This window comes from Nocardia sp. NPDC051833, from assembly GCF_040681225.1.
In the GTDB taxonomy this organism is placed as follows: Bacteria; Actinomycetota; Actinomycetes; order Mycobacteriales; family Mycobacteriaceae; genus Nocardia.
Genome location: NZ_JBFAYK010000001.1, coordinates 3,012,361 through 3,032,044, shown reverse-complemented (window position 1 = coordinate 3,032,044; position 19,684 = coordinate 3,012,361). Strand labels below are relative to the sequence as shown.

At 69.5% G+C, this 19,684-nt stretch carries 17 protein-coding genes; 5 read left to right on the top strand and 12 right to left on the bottom strand.

Annotated features, from left to right (window positions below):
* Nucleotides 1-812: 812 nt before the first annotated feature.
* Both AB0L91_RS13715 and ssd read right to left on the bottom strand, forming a co-directional pair.
* Nucleotides 813-1,994 (bottom strand): TadA family conjugal transfer-associated ATPase, encoded by a 1,182-nt coding sequence (locus tag AB0L91_RS13715; protein WP_365009856.1) that lies wholly within the window; start codon nucleotides 1,992-1,994, stop codon nucleotides 813-815.
* The gene (gene ssd, locus AB0L91_RS13710; protein WP_365009855.1) at nucleotides 1,991-3,091 is read right to left on the bottom strand and encodes a septum site-determining protein Ssd; all 1,101 of its coding nucleotides are present in this window, start codon (nucleotides 3,089-3,091) and stop codon (nucleotides 1,991-1,993) included. Before ssd ends, AB0L91_RS13715 begins: the two co-directional genes overlap by 4 nt.
* Before the next feature lie 414 nt (nucleotides 3,092-3,505).
* Between ssd and AB0L91_RS13705 the strand changes: the two genes are divergently transcribed.
* Nucleotides 3,506-4,300, top strand: a complete 795-nt coding sequence (locus tag AB0L91_RS13705; protein WP_355281017.1) for an HAD-IB family hydrolase — start codon at nucleotides 3,506-3,508, stop codon at nucleotides 4,298-4,300.
* 424 nt (nucleotides 4,301-4,724) lie between these two features.
* Here the strand turns inward: AB0L91_RS13705 and AB0L91_RS13700 are convergent, their stop codons facing one another.
* The 6 genes from AB0L91_RS13700 to AB0L91_RS13675 all read right to left on the bottom strand — a co-directional run bounded on the left by AB0L91_RS13700 (nucleotide 4,725) and on the right by AB0L91_RS13675 (nucleotide 10,967).
* Nucleotides 4,725-5,471, bottom strand: a complete 747-nt coding sequence (locus AB0L91_RS13700) for an oxidoreductase (RefSeq protein WP_357346023.1) — start codon at nucleotides 5,469-5,471, stop codon at nucleotides 4,725-4,727.
* An 11-nt stretch (nucleotides 5,472-5,482) separates the two neighbouring features.
* Entirely contained in the window at nucleotides 5,483-5,647 is a 165-nt protein-coding gene (locus AB0L91_RS13695) for a hypothetical protein (RefSeq protein ID WP_355280897.1), read from the bottom strand.
* Between the two features lie 112 nt (nucleotides 5,648-5,759).
* Complete coding sequence (locus AB0L91_RS13690; protein ID WP_365009852.1) at nucleotides 5,760-7,433, bottom strand: ABC transporter ATP-binding protein; 1,674 nt, start codon at nucleotides 7,431-7,433, stop codon at nucleotides 5,760-5,762.
* Nucleotides 7,430-8,359, bottom strand: coding sequence for an ABC transporter permease (locus AB0L91_RS13685; RefSeq protein ID WP_355280900.1), 930 nt, complete (start codon nucleotides 8,357-8,359; stop codon nucleotides 7,430-7,432). The genes AB0L91_RS13690 and AB0L91_RS13685 overlap by 4 nt, the downstream gene beginning before the upstream one ends.
* Nucleotides 8,352-9,278 (bottom strand): ABC transporter permease, encoded by a 927-nt coding sequence (locus AB0L91_RS13680; protein WP_355280901.1) that lies wholly within the window; start codon nucleotides 9,276-9,278, stop codon nucleotides 8,352-8,354. The genes AB0L91_RS13685 and AB0L91_RS13680 overlap by 8 nt, the downstream gene beginning before the upstream one ends.
* 60 nt (nucleotides 9,279-9,338) lie before the next feature.
* The gene (locus AB0L91_RS13675) at nucleotides 9,339-10,967 is read right to left on the bottom strand and encodes an ABC transporter substrate-binding protein (protein ID WP_365009848.1); all 1,629 of its coding nucleotides are present in this window, start codon (nucleotides 10,965-10,967) and stop codon (nucleotides 9,339-9,341) included.
* Between the two features lie 359 nt (nucleotides 10,968-11,326).
* Here AB0L91_RS13675 and acs point away from each other — a divergent pair, with 359 nt between their 5' ends.
* From acs to AB0L91_RS13655, 4 genes are all read left to right on the top strand, one after another.
* On the top strand, nucleotides 11,327-13,285 hold the full coding sequence (acs, locus tag AB0L91_RS13670) for an acetate--CoA ligase (protein ID WP_365009847.1): 1,959 nt from the start codon (nucleotides 11,327-11,329) through the stop codon (nucleotides 13,283-13,285).
* A gap of 137 nt (nucleotides 13,286-13,422) precedes the next feature.
* Nucleotides 13,423-14,688 (top strand): Na+/H+ antiporter NhaA, encoded by a 1,266-nt coding sequence (gene nhaA, locus AB0L91_RS13665; RefSeq protein ID WP_365009844.1) that lies wholly within the window; start codon nucleotides 13,423-13,425, stop codon nucleotides 14,686-14,688.
* Between the two features lie 31 nt (nucleotides 14,689-14,719).
* Entirely contained in the window at nucleotides 14,720-15,208 is a 489-nt protein-coding gene (locus AB0L91_RS13660; protein ID WP_355280906.1) for a phage holin family protein, read from the top strand.
* A 55-nt stretch (nucleotides 15,209-15,263) separates the two neighbouring features.
* On the top strand, nucleotides 15,264-16,250 hold the full coding sequence (locus AB0L91_RS13655) for an alpha/beta hydrolase (RefSeq protein WP_365009842.1): 987 nt from the start codon (nucleotides 15,264-15,266) through the stop codon (nucleotides 16,248-16,250).
* A gap of 46 nt (nucleotides 16,251-16,296) precedes the next feature.
* On the opposite strand, the gene AB0L91_RS13650 is transcribed toward AB0L91_RS13655, so the two are convergent.
* The 4 genes from AB0L91_RS13650 to nth are packed head-to-tail and all read right to left on the bottom strand — an operon-like array spanning nucleotide 16,297 to nucleotide 19,644.
* Nucleotides 16,297-17,490: a MarP family serine protease gene (locus tag AB0L91_RS13650; protein WP_365009838.1), complete on the bottom strand. Its 1,194-nt coding sequence runs from the start codon at nucleotides 17,488-17,490 to the stop codon at nucleotides 16,297-16,299.
* On the bottom strand, nucleotides 17,487-18,233 hold the full coding sequence (locus AB0L91_RS13645; protein ID WP_365009835.1) for a CoA pyrophosphatase: 747 nt from the start codon (nucleotides 18,231-18,233) through the stop codon (nucleotides 17,487-17,489). The genes AB0L91_RS13650 and AB0L91_RS13645 overlap by 4 nt, the downstream gene beginning before the upstream one ends.
* A complete protein-coding gene (locus tag AB0L91_RS13640; protein ID WP_365009832.1) occupies nucleotides 18,230-18,889 on the bottom strand; it encodes a TlpA disulfide reductase family protein in 660 nt (219 codons plus the stop codon). Before AB0L91_RS13640 ends, AB0L91_RS13645 begins: the two co-directional genes overlap by 4 nt.
* Nucleotides 18,886-19,644: an endonuclease III gene (gene nth / locus AB0L91_RS13635; protein ID WP_365011293.1), complete on the bottom strand. Its 759-nt coding sequence runs from the start codon at nucleotides 19,642-19,644 to the stop codon at nucleotides 18,886-18,888. Before nth ends, AB0L91_RS13640 begins: the two co-directional genes overlap by 4 nt.
* Nucleotides 19,645-19,684 lie beyond the last annotated feature (40 nt).

Sequence of the window (19,684 nt, the reverse complement as noted above, 5' to 3'; positions counted from 1 at the left end):
ACGATCCCGATCCCGATCCCGATCCCGATCCCGATCCCGATCCCGATCCCGATCCCGATCCCGATCCCGATCCCGATCCCGATCCCGATCCCGATCCCGATCCCGGAAGGGATGATCTCCGACCTGCGAGAACGCGTCTATCTCGCGGACCGGCCACACGCCGGCACCCGTACAAGCAGCTCCGCCGCCCCTTCGGGTTCGCGTCGAGAGCAGGCCCGCTCCGGCACCCGAACCGTGCCACGCGCCACCGGGCATCGGCGATACGTCCCCCTCGCGATCCGACCGGCCGTCGGTGCTCGTGCCAGCGGGTTCACCAATCGCGCTGGTACGCAGCGCAACCCGATCGCTAAAATGCGCGATCGCAGTGTTGTCGCAGGTCGTCCACAAGCAGGCACTCCCATTCGACGTCTCGGGCGCGCCGCGCTCCTGCTCAGGATCACAGTCCTGAGCAGGAGGTTCATCGGCATTCAGACGCGCGTCGTTCTCGCAGTCCTGCCGAATCCCGGACCGCACGGCAGCAGACTCATCACCCCGGTCGCTGTTCACCGAGCTTGTGTCCACTTCCCACGAAGACCCCGCGTCGATGCGGACCGGCCACATGCCGACACCGGTACTCGGCATCAACGCACCACCACGATCCCGGCCCGAATCATCGCCGACCTGCGGGGGCGTGCCCTTCCCACGAGTCGGCCGACTATCGGCCCGCGCCCCCTCGGACGCACACTCGCGCTGACTGCGAGCCGATCCCGAGCCACGTGCGTGCGATGAACCGCCGTTGCGGCGGACCGGCCAAGCCCCTGCCCCCGTGGTTCTCATCCGAGCCTCCCCTCGATCAGGCGGGCGAGTTCGGTGGCGGCGGGGGTGGGGGCGTCGTCGGAGCGCCAGGCGGGGGTGATGCGGATGCCGGTGCCGGTTCGTTCGAGGACGCCGATTTCGCGGAGGCCGCGGGTGCCGTCGGCGCGGCGGTGGACGTGCAGGACGACCTGGACGGCGGCGGCGAGCTGGCTGTGCAGAGCCGCGCGGTCCATGCCGCCGAGGGCGGCGAGCGCTTCCAGGCGGGCGGGGACTTCCTGCGGCGAGTTGGCGTGGACGGTGCCCGCGCCGCCGTCGTGGCCGGTATTGAGGGCGGTGAGCAGGTCGACGACCTCGGCGCCGCGCACCTCGCCGACGACGATTCGGTCGGGGCGCATGCGCAGCGACTGGCGGACCAGGTCACGCACCGTCACCGCGCCGACGCCCTCGACATTGGCGGTACGGGCGACCAGCCGCACCACGTGCGGATGGACGGGGGCCAGCTCGGCGGCGTCCTCGACGCAGATGATCCGCTCGGCCGGATCGACCGCGGCCAGGAGTGCCGAGAGCAGGGTGGTCTTGCCCGCGCCGGTACCGCCGACGACGAGGAAGGCCAGCCGGGCGCGAACGATGTCGGTCAGCAGCTGGAGCGCGGCCGGTGGCACCGAGCCGGCGGCGGACAGGGCGCGCAGTCCCTGGGTGGCGGGACGCAGGACGCGCAGGGACAGGCACGTGCCGTCGTGCGCGACGGGTGCGAGGACGGCGTGCAGGCGGACACCGAACGCGTCGCCGAGGGTCGCCTCGGTGCCGGTGAGCTTGCCGTCGACCCAGGGTTGCGCGTCGTCGAGCCTGCGGCCCGCGGCGAGGGCGAGCCGCTGGGCGAGACGGCGCACCGCGGCCTCGTCGGCGAACTGGACGTCGGTTCGCTCGAGTCCGTGACCACGGTCGATCCATACCGAGTCGGGTCCGGTGACGAGCACATCGGCGACTCGGGGATCGTGCAGCAGCGGCTCGAGCAGGCCCGCCCCGGTCATCTCGGTCTGCAGCAGGCGCAGCGCCCGCAGCAGGTCGGTGTCGGCGAGCACGCCGCCCGCTTCGGCGCGGATCGCGGCGGCCAGCTGCGCCGCGTCGGGGACACCCGGGTGCTCGGCGAGCCGTTCGCGCACCCGCTCGAGCAGCTCGACGGTGACGAAGGTGGTCATCGCGCCGCACCCACCATCGACAGCACGGAATCGGCGGCGTCGCGCAGCGGACCGCGCCTGCGCACGCTGAGCCCACCCCGTTCCAGGCGCGCGGCAAGGCCCGCCTGCCCGCGCACCGCGGCCAGCAGCGGCAGGCCGAGCACCTCGGCGACTTCGGCGCCACGCAGTCCACCCGGCGCGGGACCACGAACGACCAAGCCCCGATTGGGATTTCGCGCGCCCAGGTAGGCCGCCACCACTTCGGCGGCGGCGACAGCGCGCAGCCGCGCGGGGACGACGAGGACCACCAGGTCGGCGGCATCGACCATCGTGTCCGCCGCCGGGCCACGCTCACCGGACACATCGCAGACGACCAGATCCCCTGCTGCCCTGCCGGATTCGATCACCGCGCGCACGGCGGCCGGGGTGAGCTCGGTCGGTGGCCGCCCGGCACCGTGCCGCCCGCACGACAGCACCGCCAGCCCGGCGGACGCGGCAGGCAGCGCACTGTGCAGCGCGGCCGCGGAAACCCGGCCGTCCTCGATGACCAGATCCGGCCAGCGCAAGCCCGCGACGTTCTCCATCCCCAGCACCAGGTCGATGCCGCCGTCGAGTGGAGCGCCGTCGATCAGCACCGTGTCCGGGCGTAACTTCCGCGCGGCGGCGCGCAGGGCGATGGCGGCCGCGAGCGTCGACGCGCCCGCGCCACCGCCGGCCCCGGCGACCGCGACGACCACGCCTTCCCCGGTCCTCGACTCGGCGTGCTCGGCGAACTGCTCGACCAGCGTGACCGCGCCCGAGGGCAGCGCGACGACCCGCTCCGCGCCGACCGCGGTGGCGGCCTGCCAGTCGGGTACCGCGGGTTCGCCCTCGGTGACGAGGACGATCCCCGGCCGGCGCGGGTACCCCGCCGCGGCGGCCGCGGTGGCGGCGGCGGTGTCGAGGATCACCAGCCCCGCGCCCGACCACGCGTGCCGCCCGACGGGCAGGCCGCGTTCGTCGGTGACGCGTTCGGCGGCCGCCGCGACCCGGCGCACTTCGGCGCGCAACCGGGGATCGCGCACGAGCACCAGGGCGGGGGCGAGTCCGGTGGCGGAGGGTGCGGCGAGGAGGTTCATGCAGCTCAGCGTGGCCGAGCCGGGAATTTCTCAACAGCGGTCAGCGCGCGATTGTGGATAACTCGGGGGTGTGGAGAACTTATTCGACCTACCCGGAAATAGAGGACGGCCCCAGCCGGGGGGGAGGAGGCTGGGGCCGTCGGGTTCAGCCCCGGGGGGTCGGGCTGAACGCGCCTGGACCATGTCCAGGTGCCAGCAATACTACACCTATCCCCCGGCGCAGGCGCAAGTAGCGTTCGCCACCATCTTTCGGCGATTCGCGGCCTCCGGCGTCCCCGGGGCAAACTCTCGCGGCGCCCCGGAAGGGCGGTTCCTGCGCGCCGCGCGCGGCGTGCCTATTCTGTTGTCGTGACGGCCGAACGCGACCAGACTCCGCTTCCGGACACAAGACTCGCCCCTTCGGGCCGAGCGCCGGTGCCGGGCGGACGCGTCGCTGCCTTCTTCGATCTCGACAAAACAGTGATCGCGAAGTCGAGCGCGTTCGTGTTCAGCAAACCGTTCTACGCACAGGGTCTGCTCAATCGCCGAGCCGTGCTGGAGAGCAGCTACGCGCACTTTTTGTTCCTGCTTTCCGGTGCCGATCACGACCAGATGGAACGAATGCGGGCAAACCTCGCCAACATGTGCGCGGGCTGGGATGTCGAGCAGGTGAAATCGATTGTGGCCGAAACGCTTCACGATCTGGTCGACCCACTGATCTACGCCGAGGCGGCCGATCTGATCGCCGATCACAAGATCCGCGGACACGACGTGGTGATCGTCTCGGCCTCCGGCGAGGAGATCGTCACGCCGATAGCCGAGGTGCTCGGCGCCTCGCACACCGAGGCGACCAGGATGGTCGTCGAGGACGGCAAGTACACCGGCGACATCGAGTTCTACTGCTACGGCGAGGGCAAGGTCGCGGCGATCGAAAAGCTGGCGGCGACAGAGGGTTACGACCTGTCCCGGTGCTACGCCTACTCCGATTCGGTGACCGACCTGCCGATGCTGAGCGCGGTCGGCCACCCGACGGCGGTGAACCCCGACCGGGCGCTGCGCAAGGAGGCGGTCGCCCGGGGCTGGCCGGTGCTCACCTTCTCCAATCCGGTGTCGCTGTGGTCGCGCTTCCAGGCGCCGTCGAGCACCACCGTGGCGGCCACCGCGGCCCTCGGAGTGAGCGCGATCATCGCCGGCGCGATCAGTTACCGACTGCTGCGGAAACGTCGCTGACCTGCGACGCCCCAGCACGAATCGCCCGGCGACACGCCGAAAATAGTCGTATCCGGTGATGCCATCGATACGCTTGCTGTGAGTGCCATCACAGTGTAAGAATGGAGTCACGGAAGGACGGAAGGCCAAGACGGAGCCGGAAGAGAAGGTTTCGCCTCCCATCCCACCCTTCCCAGCACGGACGCCAGGCACCCACGCGGAGCGCGCCGCGACAAGGGCAGCAGAGTTGTGGGCCTGCGAAATTCGGGCAGTCGTCGGCGAACGCCTCGCACAGGTTGCGGGGATGAACCGGCGGGGTTCGGATGATCGCCGAGGCCACCGAACACAACCCACCGAGCACGCTTGGTAACCGGGTTGTCCGTGCTAGCGGGCGGTGAGGCCGAGTAATCGGCACGCCGCCCGTTTCGATGTCCGGGGGTGGGTCTCAGCCCGCGGCCGCGTCGGCGATCGAGTTCGCCTCTCTGGCACCGTCTTCGAGCGCGCCCGCGCAGAACAGCACCCAGCCGCCGACCCCCTCCGGGGTGCCCATCCCGAACCCGGCGGCCGCGTCGAAGTAGGCCTGGCGGCGGCGCAGCCAGAACACCTCCGGCACGCCGAGGCTGCGCGGGTCGAGCCCGCTCGACACCGTGACCAGGCGCGACGCCGCCCGCGCGACGACACCGTCGGCGCTGCCGAAGGGTCGCAGCGACAACAGCTCACCGTGCACGACCGCCGCGAGCACGGGCGCGGGCGCCTTGCTCGCCTGGACGGTCTGCACCAGCAGATCCAGCCGCTCGGCGACGCCGGGGGTCGAGCGCGGCCTGCCGAGTTCCTGCTCATCGGCGACCAGGTCGGCGGCGGCGAGCAGGTGCAGCCGGGCCAGCGCCTGCAGCGGCGCGCGCTGCCAGGTGCCGACCAGATTCGTCAGCGCGTCACCGTCGAGCGCCTGCCCGACCCGCAGCGCGCCGGCCAGCACCGGATCGCTGACCTTGCCGTCGGCGGGCAGGTCGGTGCTCGCACCCTCGATGGCGGCCGAGGACCGCGCGGCGCGCACGGCCGCCTCTGCGGCGGTTGTCGCCCAGCCACGCCGGTTCGACTTGTGCCGATGCACCGCGGCGAGCGCGTCGCGGGCCTTGTCGGCGGCTTCACGCACGCCGGGCAGGTCGACCAGGGGCTGCAGCGGATCAGTCACGGCATACGAGGCTACCGTCCGACCACCGCGCCCCCGACGACCACGTGCAGACCGCGCACCCCCGGCCAGGTGCGGTCCGGCCACAGCTCCTCGGCCAACCGCTTGGCGGCCGGGGTCAGCGCCCGGCGCCTGCGCGCTTCCAGCTCGGCCTGCCGTTCGGCCTGAATGCGATCCATCGGCGTCTCCTACCCCTGCGATCCACCACGCACCACCTCGGACCTGGCTCACGGTACGCCGGTGAGCTGCGCGGACGAGGCGTTTCGCGCGGCGGAGCCGGGTCGGCGCGCGTCACCCGGCGAGCAGCTCCCGGCCCGGGATCGCGTCGAGCAGCGCCCGCGTGTAGTCCTGTTCCGGCGCCGCGAACACTTCGTCGGTGGTCGCGGACTCGACGACCTTGCCCGCCCGCATGACCAGGACGTGGTCGGCGATCTGCCGGACGACGGCCAGGTCGTGCGTGATGAACAGATAGGTCAGGCCGAGCTCGGCCTGCAGATCGTTGAGCAGGGTGAGGATCTGGGCCTGGACCAGCACGTCGAGCGCCGAGACCGCCTCGTCGCAGACCACCAGCTCGGGCGAGAGCGCCAGCGCCCGCGCGATCGCCACCCGCTGACGCTGCCCACCCGAGAGCTCGTTCGGATACCGGCGCAGCACCGACGACGGCAGCGACACCTTGTCGAGCAGATCGCGCACCACCGCCTCCCGCTCGGCCGGGGTGCCGATCTTGTGCACCCGCAGCGGCTCCTCGATGGTGCGGAAGATGGAGTACATCGGGTCGAGCGAGCCGTAGGGGTTCTGGAAGATCGGCTGCACGCGACGCCGGAAGGCGAACGCGCCCTTGGGGTCCAACGTGGCGACGTCCTTGCCGTCGAAGGACACGCTGCCCGCGGTCGGTTCGAGCAGGCCGAGCACCATCTGGGCGATAGTCGACTTGCCGGAACCGGACTCGCCGACGATCGCGGTGGTCGTCCCCCGGTCGACGCTGAAGCTCACGTCGTCGACCGCCACGAAATCCGTGGACTGCCACGGCCGCTTGCCACGGATCTTGAACGCCTTGGACAGATTCCGCACCTCGAGCACAGTGTCGCCGACATTGTCCCCGGCCTCGGCCACCTCGACGGCCTGCGCCCGCACGGCGGCCCGCTGCCGCGACGACGACATCCGCTGCGCCGCCAGCGACGGCGCCGAGTTGACCAGTTTCCTGGTGTACGCGTGCTGCGGATCGCGCAGGATCTGCAGCGCCGGACCGGATTCCACGACCCGGCCGCGATACATCACCACCAGGTGCTCGGCCCGTTCCGCGGCCAGGCCGAGGTCGTGGGTGATCAGCAGGACCGCGGTGCCGAGCTCGGCGGTCAGCTGTTCGAGATGACCGAGGATCTGCCGCTGCACGGTGACGTCCAGCGCCGAGGTCGGCTCGTCGGCGATGAGCAGCTTGGGCCGGCAGGACAGCCCGATCGCGATCAGCGCGCGCTGGCGCATACCGCCGGAGAACTCGTGCGGATACTGGTTCACCCGCCGCTCGGCGTCCGACATCCCCGCCTCGGCGAGCAGTTCCACCGCGCGCTTGCGGGCGGCGTCGCCGGTGGCGATGCCGTTGGCCGCCAGCGTCTCCCGGATCTGGAAGCCGATCTTCCACACCGGGTTCAGGTTCGACATCGGGTCCTGCGGGACCAGGCCGATGCCGTTGCCGCGGATCGCGACGATCTCCTTCTCCGACGCCTGGGTGAGGTCGGTGCCGTCGAACAGGATCTGCCCGCCGGTGACCTTGCCGGTGCCGGGCAGCAGGTCGATGATCGCGTGCGCGGTCGTCGATTTGCCCGAGCCCGACTCACCGACGATGGCGACGGTCTGACCTGGGAAGACGGTGAGATTCACGCCGCGAACGACGGGTACCTGCTTGCCGTCGGTGGTGAAACACACGTCGAGATCGCGGATCTCGAGCAGTGGGGTGGCCTCGCTCATCGGGTGCGCTCCTTCGGATCGAGCGCGTCGCGCACCGCGTCACCGAGCAGGATGAAGCTCAGCACCGTGATGGCCAGCGCGGCCGCCGGGTAGAACAGGATCGGCGAGGTACGGATCTCGTACTTCGCGCGGGCGATATCGGCGCCCCAGGCCACGATGTCGGGCGGCAGGCCGACACCGAGGAACGACAGGGTGGCCTCGGTGACGATGAAGACGCCGAGCCACAGCGTGGCGACCACGATCAGCGGACCCGCCGCGTTCGGCAGCACGTGCCGCATCAGGGTCCCCAGCCGCGACACGCCCAGCGCCTTGGCCGCGGTGACGTACTCGCTGTTCTTGGCCTCGATCACCGCGCCGCGGGCGATGCGCGCCGCCTGCGGCCAGGTGAACGCGACGAGGATCAGGATCACCGTCAGCACCGTCGTCGGCCGCAGCAGCTGCAGCAGCACGATCGCCGCCAGCACCATCGGGATGGCGTAGAAGACCTCGGCGATCCGCGAGACCACGGTGTCGAGGAAGCCGCCGAAGAATCCCGACAGCGCGCCGAGAATCCCGCCGACCAGCAGGAACAGCATCGCCGCTCCGATCCCGACGCTGACCGATGCCCGCGCGCCGTAGATCGTGCGCGCGTAGACGTCGCAGCCCTGCTTGTCGAACCCGAACGGGTGACCGGGACGGGGGCCGTCCATGCCGAACTCGCCGAGGCACAGCTTCGGGTCCTGGCTGGTGAACAGCGACGGCCACACCACGACCAGCAGCACCAGCACGATCAGCACGACCGCGACCAGGAACACCGGATTACGGCGCAACCGCCGCCACGCGTCACCCCAGATGCTGGTCGGCGTGCCCGTGTCGACCACCCGGTCGGTGGCCAGCACTTCCACCTCGTCGGCGGGGGCCACGTAATGCTGTTGGCTCTCATGCATAACGGATCCTCGGGTCCAGCGCGGCGTAGAGCAGGTCGATGAACAGGTTGGTCAGCAGGAACACCACGACGAGCACCGTCACGAACGACACCACCGTCGGCGGCTCGCCGCGGGTGATCGCCTGGTACATGGTGCCGCCGACACCGGGAATGTTGAAGATGCCCTCGGTGACGATGGCGCCCGCCATCAGCGCGCCGAAATCGGCGCCGAGAAACGTGACCACCGGGATCATCGAATTCCGCAGGATGTGCACGGTGACCACCCGCCTGCGACCCAGCCCCTTCGCCGTCGCAGTGCGCACGTAGTCGGCGGTCTTGTTCTCCGCCACCGAGTTACGGGTCAACCGCAGCACGTAGGCGAACGACAGCGACCCGAGCACGAATGCCGGGACGAGCAATTCCCCCAGGCTCGCGTTGCCGGTGACGGTGACCGGCGCGATCCCCCATTTCACCCCGAGGAAGAACTGCGCCAGATAGCCGACGACGAACACCGGCACCGCGATGATCACCAGGCTGGCGATCAGCATGGTCGAATCGAAGAGCTTGCCCTTGCGCAGGCCCGCGATCAGGCCGAACACGATACCGAACAGGCCCTCGATGAGGACAGCGAGAAACGCGAGTTTGATCGTGATCGGGAAGGCGCGCTGGAGTTCCTCGCGCACCGGCCTGCCCGAGAACGAGGTACCGAAATCGAGGGTGAGAATCCCCTTCAGATAGTGCAGGTATTGCACGATGAACGGCTGATCGAGGTGATACCGGGCGCGCAGTGCCGCCTCGGCCGCCGGGGTCAGCGGTTTCTCCCCGGCCAGCGCCTTGATCGGGTCACCGGGGATCAGGAACACCATCGCGTAGATCAGCAGCGTCGCGCCGAGGAACACCGGGATCATCTGGAGCAGGCGCCGAAGTATGTACCAAGCCATCTTTCCTCCGAAAACGACTGGGGCCGAGCCACTTACCGTGGCCCGGCCCAGTTCCGAGTGTTATTTCTCGATGTTCTCGAAGTCGAACAGACCGTTCCAGGCCAGCTCGGCCTTGGTCACCCGGTCGGATCGGCCCGCGGCGGCGACATAGTCGAACACCGGGATGTCGGCCATGTCCTTGATCATGATCGTCTGCGCTTGGGCGATCAGCTTGTAGGACTCCTGCTGGGTCGGCGCGGCCATGGCGGCGTCGAAGAGGCGGTCCACCTCCGGGTTGTTGTAGTCGACATTGTTGGTGTCGGAGTAGCTGTAGTACTGCGAGGACAGGAACTGCATCATCGTCGGGTAGTCGCCCTGCCAGCCGTAGCGGAAGGCGGTGCCGATGGTCTTGGCGTTCACCGCGTCACGCACATTCTTGAACGTGGGTACCGGGTTGGCCACCGCGTCGATCCCGAGGGTGTTCTTCACGCTGTTGGCCACGGCCTCGATCCAGGCCTGGTGACCGCCGTCGGAGTTGTAGGTGATCGTGTACTTGCCCGACCACGGCGAGATCGCGTCGGCCTGCGCCCACAGCTTCTTGGCCTGGTCGGGGTTGTAGTCGAACACTTCCGAGCCCGGCAGGTTGCCGTCGAAGCCGGGCAGCGTCGATGCGGTGAAATCGCGCGCGGGAATGCGCAATCCGTTGAAGATCTTGTCGATGATCTGCGGGCGGTTGATCGCCATCGAGATCGCCTTGCGGCGCAGCACGCCTTCCTCGCCACCGAAATGCGGCACGCTGGTCTGGATGCCGATGTGCTGGTTCTGCGCGGTCGGCTTGGTGATCGCGCGGTCGCCCAGGTCGCTCTTGTAGGAGGTCAGCGCGCTGTCGGGAATGGTGTCGAGGGTATCGAGATTGCCCGCCTGGAGATCGGCGTAGGCGGTGTCGAAGGACTGGTACATGACGAACCGCAGGCCCTTGTTCTTGGCCGGGCGGCCGCCGGGGTACTCCGGGTTGGGGGTCAAGTCGATCTTGACGTTGTGCTCCCACGAACCGAAGGCGTAGGGGCCGTTGCCGATCGGCTTCTCGCCGAAGGCCTTCATGTCCTTGAAGGCGGCGTCGGGCAGCGGATAGAACGGCGCGTAGCCGAGCGCGCTCTCGAAATCGATCGAGGGGGATTTGAGTTCGACGGTGAAAGTGCGGTCGTCGACCACCTTCAGGCCCGCCATCGTCTGCGCCTTGGGCTGTTCGGCATTCACCTCGTCGAATCCGACAATGGGGGTGAACACGTAACTCTGCAGCTGGGCATTGGAGGCGAGCGCGCCGTAGTTCCACGCGTCGACGAAGGACTTGGCGGTCACCGTGGTGCCGTCGGTGAACTTCCAGTTCGGCTTGATGGTGATCCGGTACGACTTGCGATCGGCGGTCTCGATCTTCTCCGCCATCTCGTCGTGCGCCTCACCGGTGGCGTCGTAGTACTTCAGCCCGGCGAACAAACGGTCGACGACGCGACCGCCCATGTTCTCGTTGGTGTTGGTCGGTACCAACGGATTCTGCGGTTCCCCCGCGTTGGTGGTGACAATGCTCGCGTCGGCACTGTCGTCGGACGAGCACGCGGTCAGGCCGAGGCTGGTGGCCGCCAGGCCCGCTGCGATCAGCGCGGTCGCTCTGATGAATCTCAACGCTCTCTCCCGGTTCGATTCCCGTGGCATAACGCTCGGAGGTTAGCCACTTCGGCCCGGTTTTTCAGTGAACCGAGCCTTTTTCGCTTCACATGTATCAGTACGGTTACTCGACGGAAACGCAGGAAAAAATGCCGAGCCCCTCATGCTCGGCAGAAAAAAATGAACAATTCTCGGAACCATCAGCTGAACGGTTGATTTAAAACGATAGCCCGCGACCGGCCGGTCTGTCCGCGAAGTCATCGGATGAACCGGCCCCGATTGACCATGCCGAAACCTGGCCGACACAACGCCGACGACAGCGCGGCCGGGTTGACTACGCTCGGGGGAGCAGGGGTGAGCCCCGCGCGACCGACCCGACCGCACCAGGCATGTGAGGCTGATTCGACATGACCGAAACCGCTGCAGGACACCAGGATTCGTATCCCCCGAGCGCGGAGTTCGCCGCCTCCGCCAACGCGGGCGCCGACCTCTACGAGCGCGGCGAGACCGACCGTGACGGCTTCTGGGCCGAGCAGGCGAACCGGCTGCACTGGCACACGCCCTTCACCCAGGTACTGGACTGGAGCGACGCCCCGGTCGCGCGCTGGTTCGCCGACGGCGAGCTCAACGTCGCCTACAACTGCGTCGACCGCCACGTCATCGACGGACACGGCGACCAGGTCGCCATCCACTGGGAAGGCGAACCCGGCGACTCACGCGACATCACCTATCGCGAACTGCTCGAAGAGGTCTCCCGCGCCGCGAACTACCTGACCGAGCTCGGCCTCGAGGCGGGTGATCGCGTGGCGATCTACATGCCGATGGTGCCCGAGGCGATCGTGTCGATGCTGGCCTGCGCGCGGCTGGGGCTCACCCATTCGGTCGTCTTCGCCGGGTTCTCGCCGACGGCCCTGCGGCAGCGCGTCGACGACGCCGAGGCCCGGCTGATCATCACCACCGACGGGCAGTGGCGGCGTGGTAAGCCCGCCCCGCTCAAGGAGGCCGTCGACGAGGCGCTCGCGGCCAAGGGCGATGTGCCGTCCTCGGTGGAGCACGTGCTCGTCGTGCGCCGGGTCGGCACCGAGGTGCCGTGGACCGATGGCCGCGATCTGTGGTGGCACGAAACCGTCGGCAACGCTTCGCCGTCCCATGAGGCACAGCCCTTCCCCGCCGAACACCCCCTCTTCATCCTCTACACCTCCGGCACCACCGGAAAACCCAAAGGCATCCTGCACACCACCGGCGGCTACCTCACCCAAGCCGCCTACACCCACCACAACGTCTTCGACCACAAAGCAGGCCAGGACGTCTACTGGTGCACCGCCGACATCGGCTGGGTCACCGGACACAGCTACATCGTCTACGGACCACTGGCCAACCGCGCCACCCAGGTCGTCTACGAAGGCACCCCCAACTCCCCCAACGAACACCGCCACTTCGACATCATCGAGAAGTACGGCGTCACCATCTACTACACCGCCCCCACCCTCATCCGCACCTTCATGAAATGGGGACGCGAGATCCCCGACGCCCACAATCTGTCCACCCTGCGCCTGCTCGGCTCCGTCGGTGAACCGATCAACCCCGAAGCCTGGCGCTGGTACCGCGACGTCATCGGCGCCAACAAAACCCCCATCGTCGACACCTGGTGGCAGACCGAAACCGGCGCCATCATGATCTCCCCACTGCCCGGCGTCACCGCGGCCAAGCCCGGCGCGGCCATGCGCGCGCTGCCCGGTATCTCGGCGACGGTGGTCGACGAGGAGGGCAAGCCGGTCCAGCTCGGCGAGACCGAGGCCAACGGCTACCTGGTGCTGGACAAGCCGTGGCCGTCGATGCTGCGCGGCATCTGGGGCGACATGGAGCGGTACAGGGCCACCTACTGGGAGCGCTACGCCGAGCAGGGCTGGTACTTCGCGGGCGACGGCGCCAAGCTCGACGCCGACGGCGACCTCTGGGTGCTCGGCCGGGTCGACGACGTGATGAACGTGTCCGGCCACCGCATCTCCACCGCCGAGGTCGAGTCCGCCCTCGTCGGGCACCCGGCCGTGGCCGAGGCCGCCGTCGTCGGCGCCAGCGACGCGACCACCGGGCAGGGGATCGTCGCCTTCGTCATCCTCACCGGTGACTCGGCGGGCCGGGCGGGCGACGGCCTGGTCGACGAGCTGAAGGCCGAGGTGGCCAAGGAGATCAGCCCGATCGCCAAGCCGCGCGAGATCCACATCGTGCCCGAGCTGCCCAAGACCCGCAGCGGCAAGATCATGCGACGGCTGCTGCGCGATGTGGCCGAGGGCCGCGAACTCGGCGACACCTCGACCCTGGTCGATCCGGGCGTTTTCGAGGCGATTCGGGCCGGCGGCAACTGAGGCGGGGCGCGCCGCGAACGCGCAGGATACGGCCGGTGGCATCGGATGTCACCGGCCGTGTCCGTTAGAATTGCGTTCAGGTGTGCCGGGAAGACTGGTCGGCATGCGGTCGTGAATCTCCAGGTACCGCCGGGTGGATGAGCGCCCGCAGCGCCGTCGACCCCGCCGAAAGGCCCCCTGTGATCACCCGTGTTCGTTCCGAGCTCACCCGCTATCTCCGCACCGAGACCGTCGGTGGCGCGCTGCTGCTCATCGCCGCCGCCGTCGCGCTGATCTGGGTCAATTCGCCCTGGGGCGCGAGCTATCAGACGATGGTCGACACCCGGCTCAGCATCCCCGCGCTGCACCTGGATCTCACCCTGGCCGACTGGACCAAGGACGGGCTGCTCGCGATCTTCTTCTTCGTCGCCGGGCTGGAGCTCAAACGCGAGTTCGTCGTCGGCGAGCTGGCCGACCCGAAGCGGGCCGCGCTGCCGATCATCGCCGCCGTCGGCGGCGTCGTCACCCCCGCGCTGATCGCGATCACGGTCGGCCACGGTGTGCCCGGTATGGACAACGGCTGGGCGATCCCGGTCGCCACCGACATCGCCTTCGCGCTCGCGGTCCTCGCCATGACCGGCTCGCGCATTCCCGCCAGCGCGCGGGTGTTCCTGCTGAGCCTGGCCGTGGTCGACGATCTGCTCGCGATCATCCTCATCGCGGTGCTGTTCACCGCGTCGCTGTCGATGCTGTGGCTCGGGGTCGCGCTGGCCTGCTGCGCGGCCTGGGCGCTGGCGCAGCGGCAGCGGCTGCACACACCGCTGTTCTATGTGCCGGTCGCGCTGGTCTGCTGGTACGCGCTGCACGAGGCGGGCATCCATCCCACGCTGGCCGGTGTGGCACTCGGACTGCTCACCAGAGTGCGCAAGGACCCGGGCGAGAAGATGGCGCCCGCCACCCATCTCGAGCATGTCGTGCAGCCGATCTCGGCGGGCATCTGCGTGCCGCTGTTCGCGCTGTTCGCCTCCGGCGTTCCGCTCGACGCCGCGGTGTTCGGCTCGCTGTTCACCGATCGGTTGTCGCTGGCGATCATCCTCGGACTGCTGCTCGGCAAGACGATCGGCATCTTCGGGATCAGCTGGCTCGCGATCCGGTTCGGCGTGGCGAAACGACCGGTGGGGCTGGAATATCGCGACATGTTCGCCCTGTCGGTACTGGGCGCGATCGGGTTCACCGTTAGCCTGCTGGTGGCGGAACTCGCCCTGGCCGATGTCGGTGACGACGCCATCGATCTGGCGAAGGCCGCCGTCCTGGTGACCTCCATGGCAGCATCGCTGCTCGGATCGGCGCTACTGTTGCGCCGAGGACGTGTGCACCAGGCGCGCCGCGAAGCGGACGAGCTACAACCGGACAGTGAGGCCTAGTAGTGCCAGGACAGGGAGAAGGGTCGACGAAGTGAGTTACACCCAAGGCGGAAATGACGGTCGCACGGTCACTTCCATCCCGTTGACCGACGCCAACCCGCCCGGATCGGCGAGTTTCGGCAGCCTCGTCCGCGATGCGACCGAACAGATGTCCACACTGGTCCGCGCCGAGGTCGCGCTGGCCAAGGCCGAGGTCACCGCCGAGGTCCGTAAGGGACTCACCGGCAGCGTGTTCTTCATTCTCGCGCTGACCGTGCTGCTGTTCAGCTCGTTCTTCTTTTTCTTCTTCCTCGCCGAACTGCTGGACGTGTGGCTGTACCGCTGGGCCGCGTTCCTGATCGTGTTCGTGCTGATGGTGATCACGACGGCCTTGCTCGCGTTGCTCGGCTGGCTCAAGGTCCGCAAGCTGCGGGCGCCGGAGAAGACGATCAACTCGCTCAAGCAGACGGCCGAGGTGCTGCCCGCGGCGCTCACCCACAGCGAGCCCGCTCCCGCGCTGGAGAAGTCGACCCGTCGATGACGCGCCGGGCGGGCCCGGTCGCGACGGCCGGACCCGCCTACTAGGCTCGATCGGCGTGTCGTCCAACTCATTCCCGGATCCGTCCAGCGTCCGTTACGACGGACCGTGGACCCACCGGGACGTGCACGCCAACGGGATCCGCTTCCACGTCGTCGAAGCCGACGGAACGGACCGCGCCGATGCCCCGCTGGTGCTGCTGCTGCACGGCTTCGCCGACTTCTGGTGGTCGTGGCGGCACCAGCTGACCGGGCTCACCGAGCACGGGTACCGCCCCGTCGCCGTCGACCTGCGTGGCTACGGCGACACCGACAAACCACCGCGCGGTTACGACGGCTGGACCCTCGCCGGTGACATCGCCGGCCTGATCCGGGCGCTCGGCCACACCGAGGCCACGCTCGTCGGGCACGCCGAGGGCGGCCTGGTCTGCTGGGCCACCGCCGTGCTGCATCCCCGGCTGGTCCGCTCGATCGCCCTGGTGAGTTCGCCGCACCCGGCGGCGTTGAAGAGCGCGGTCCTGCGCGATCCGGCGCAGCGCCGCACCTGGCTGCCGGATTTCCTGCGCTACCAGCTGCCGCGCTATCCGGAGCACCTGCTCACCCGCCGCGACGGCGCCGAGGTGGAGCGGCTGCTCCGCGAGCGGGTCGGTGAATCCTGGTCACGCACGGCCGAATTCGCCGAGACCGCGGCGCGGATGCGCACCGCCATCCGCATTCCCGGCGCCGCGCACAGCGCGCTGGAATACCAGCGCTGGGCCTTCCGCAGTCAGTGGCGGCCCGACGGCAAGCGGTTCATGGCCACCATGCGCACGCCGATCGACATCCCGGTCCTCGGGCTGCGCGGCGAACACGATCCCTACCTGCTGCCGACCACGTTCCACCGTGGGGCGCGGCTGTCGCCGGATCGGACGCTGGTGTCGATCCCGCGGGCCGGGCACTACGCCCACCAGGAGAACCCCGGCAAGGTCAACGAGGTGCTGACCACCCGCTGGCGCGAACAGAACGGCGTCAACGGCTCGCCCAAGGACGGCCTGGTCTCGCCCTGACCGAGTTCGTCCCGGGCAGCCGGTGGCCGCCCGGGACGATCCGCGCTCAGCTCAGGACGCACGCACCGGTGGGAACCGGGCTCCCGCTGGTCTGCGCGGCCGCCAGTTCGGGGGCGATCTCGCGCAGGGTCAGCACGTAGCCGGTGTCGTCGTCGGTGACGGCGGCGCCGAAGACCACGCCGAGCACCTGGCCCTCGGTGTCGACCAGCGGTCCGCCCGAGTTGCCGGCCCTGACCTGACCGCGCACGGTGTACACCTCGCGCTCGACGGTGCCGTCCCGGTGGATCGTCGGGCCGGTGAGGTCGAGGGTCTCGCGGACACGGGCGGCGCTGGCGGTGTACGGGCCGCCACCGGGGTAGCCGAGCACGATCGCGCTCTCCCCCGAGCTCGCCGCCTCCGGCGCCTGCGGCACGACCGGCGCGGTCAGACCCGGCACGGCGAGGACCGCGATGTCCTTGGACGGGTCGAACAGCACCACGCTGGCCTCCATCGGCCCGCGCGCGGTGTCGACCGACACGCTCGTGGTGCCCGCGACGACGTGCGCGTTGGTCATCACCCGTTCCGGCGCGACGACGAAGCCGGAGCCCTCGAGCGCCCGCTGGCAACTGGGCGCGACACCGCGGATGCGCAACACGCTCTGCTGGAGCGAAGCCGCGACCGGACTGGCGAGCACGCTCGCGTCCGGCGGTTCGACCGCGGCGATCGGCGCCCGGCCGAACGGCCCGATGACATCCGGCAGCCCGGACGTGTCGAGCAGCTTGGAGAATTCGTTGGGCAGCTTGCGCAGCCACTGCGGCGCCACCGAGTTGACGTCGGCGAGCACTCGCGACCCGTTGATGGCGGCCGCGACCCCCGGTTGGGACGCGGTGGCCAGCGGCAGCGCGAGCAGCCACGCCGCGACCAGCACGGTCGCCGCCTGTAGGACGGCACCGACCACACTGTCCACGCTGCGCGCGGCCGGATGCCGGATGCCGGTGCGCGCGGCCCGGCCGAGCACCATGCCCGCGACCTCACCGACGATCACCAGCAGCACGATCAGCAGGATGCCGCCGAGCAACCGGCTGCGCCCCTCACTGAGGTGTTTGAGGATGTGTGGCGCGATCAGAATGCCGGCGACCGCGCCGAGCGCGACGCCGAAGAACGCCAGCGCCGAGGCCACCGCGCCCTGCCGCCAGCCGGTGGACGCCGCGACCAACGCGATCAGCACCACCGCGATATCGAGCCATACCGACGGGCTCACAGGGTCATTCCGACCGCAGCCAACGAGCTCTCCAAGTCACGCACGTCGCCCCGATCCCAGTCTCTTTCCCACCCAGCCGTTTTGATGATTCCGGCGAGGATACCGCCGGTGAGCCCCCAGACCAGCATGCCGTCGACCTGGAACGCGGGACTCTGGTAGCCGAGACTGCCACGCACCATGAATCTGTGTGCCGGATCGAGCAATTCGGTCAGCGGAATACGGACGACACGCTCGGTTTCCGCCTGATCGACGACGCCGACCGCGCTCGGTGCTCGCCAGTAGCCGAGGACCGGGGTCACGTCGAACTTCGACGGCGGTACGAACAGTTTCGGCAGCATCGCGAAGGGCTGCACGCCCGCCGGGTCGAGGCCGGTCTCCTCGGCGGCCTCACGCAGCGCGGTGCCGATCGGGCCGTCGTCGCCCGGGTCCTCGGCGCCACCGGGGAACGCGACCTGGCCGCGATGCTGCCGCATGGTGGACGCGCGCTGGGTGAGCAGCACGTCGGCGTCGGCGGGCAGCCCGCCCGGGGCGGCGGAGTCGGCCTCCGGCGAGCCGCCGAACAGCACGAGCACGGCGGCCTGGCGCGGCTTGCCGGTGATCGACATGGCCCGGCGCAGCGCGCGGGAGGTGGCGAGGGTGTCGTCGGCATCGGGGCCACCGTGCCGGATCGCGGCGGTCAGCCAGGACGGGAGGCCGGACTCGTCCAGCCGTAGTACACCGTTCATCACAACGTCCTTCGTCATACCGCGATCCGAACGCCGAGCTCCTCGGCCACCGTGTCGGCGATGTCGGCGACATCGGCGAACGTGCGAACCTCGACACTGGCAATCGTGCCGTCCGCGCGCACGAGCACCGACACCGGGAGTACCGCGGGCGCGCCGACGGCGGTGCGCACGCTCGCCCGCGGGTCCTCGATTCCGGGCAGCGTGATGCCGAGGCCGTCCAGCCGCGACAGCGCCTTCACCTCGTCGGGATCGCTGTGCACGGTGAGCACGGTGAGCTGCGAGCCCGCGCGCTGCGCGAATTCCTGCAGGTGGGGCAGCTCGACGGCGCACGGACCACACCAGTACGCCCACAGGTTGAGCAGCGCGGGCTTGCCGCCGAGCGCGGCGGCGAGGTCGACGGGCGCGCCGTCGGCGAGGCAGTTCAGGGTGATCCCGGCCAGCGGACCCGATCCGGTCGGCTGGGCCGGGGCCGGGCACGGCGCCAGACCCGCCGCGGCCCGCTGCTCGGCCGACGCGGTCGCCGGTTGCTCGGCCCGCGGCGCGGACGGGCCAGCGTTCTCGGAACCACCACGCGGCCACAGCGCCACCGCCGCGGCGACGACCAGGATCAGCGCGGCCAGCGCCCAGCGGACCGCGGGCCGTCGCACCGGCGACGGCCCGGCGGGATCACTCACAGGCCGACCAGATCGAGCAGGTGCTCGCGCTCAGGCCCCTTGACCAGATCGGCGGCGGCCACCGGATCGGTCGGCCCGATCCCGAACGACGGGCAATCGTTGGCGAGTACGCAGGCGCCGCACGCCGGCTTGCGCGCATGACACACCCGGCGACCGTGAAAGATCACCCGATGCGAGAGCATCGTCCACTCCTTGCGCTCGATCAGCTCGCCGACCGCGTGTTCGACCTTGACCGGATCCTCGTCCTCGGTCCACTTCCAGCGGCGCACCAGCCTGCCGAAATGAGTGTCGACCGTGATTCCCGGCACATCGAAGGCGTTACCGAGGATGACGTTCGCAGTCTTGCGTCCGATGCCGGGCAACTTGACCAGTTCCGGCATGGTGTGAGGCAACTCACCGTCGAATTCGGTGACCAGCGCCTGGCCGAGCCCGATGAGCGAACTGGTCTTGTTCCGGTAGAACCCCGTCGGCCGGATGTATTCCTCCAGCTCGGCCCGGTTGGCCTCGGCGTAGTCGCGCGTGCTGCGGTACTTGGCGAACAGCGCGGGAGTGGTGAGGTTCACGCGGACGTCGGTGCACTGGGCCGACAGGATCGTCGCCACGGCCAGCTCCAGCGGCGTGGTGAAATCCAGCTCGCAGTGCGCGTCGGGGAAGGCCGCGGCGAGGGTACGGTTCATCCGGCGTGCCCGCCGAACCAATCCGATCCGCGTTTCCGCAGCTATCGCACGGTTCTTGCGCTTGCGCGCCGCGGAGATACCGGTGGGCGCCGCGGCCGTTTCGGCGTCGCCTGCGGCC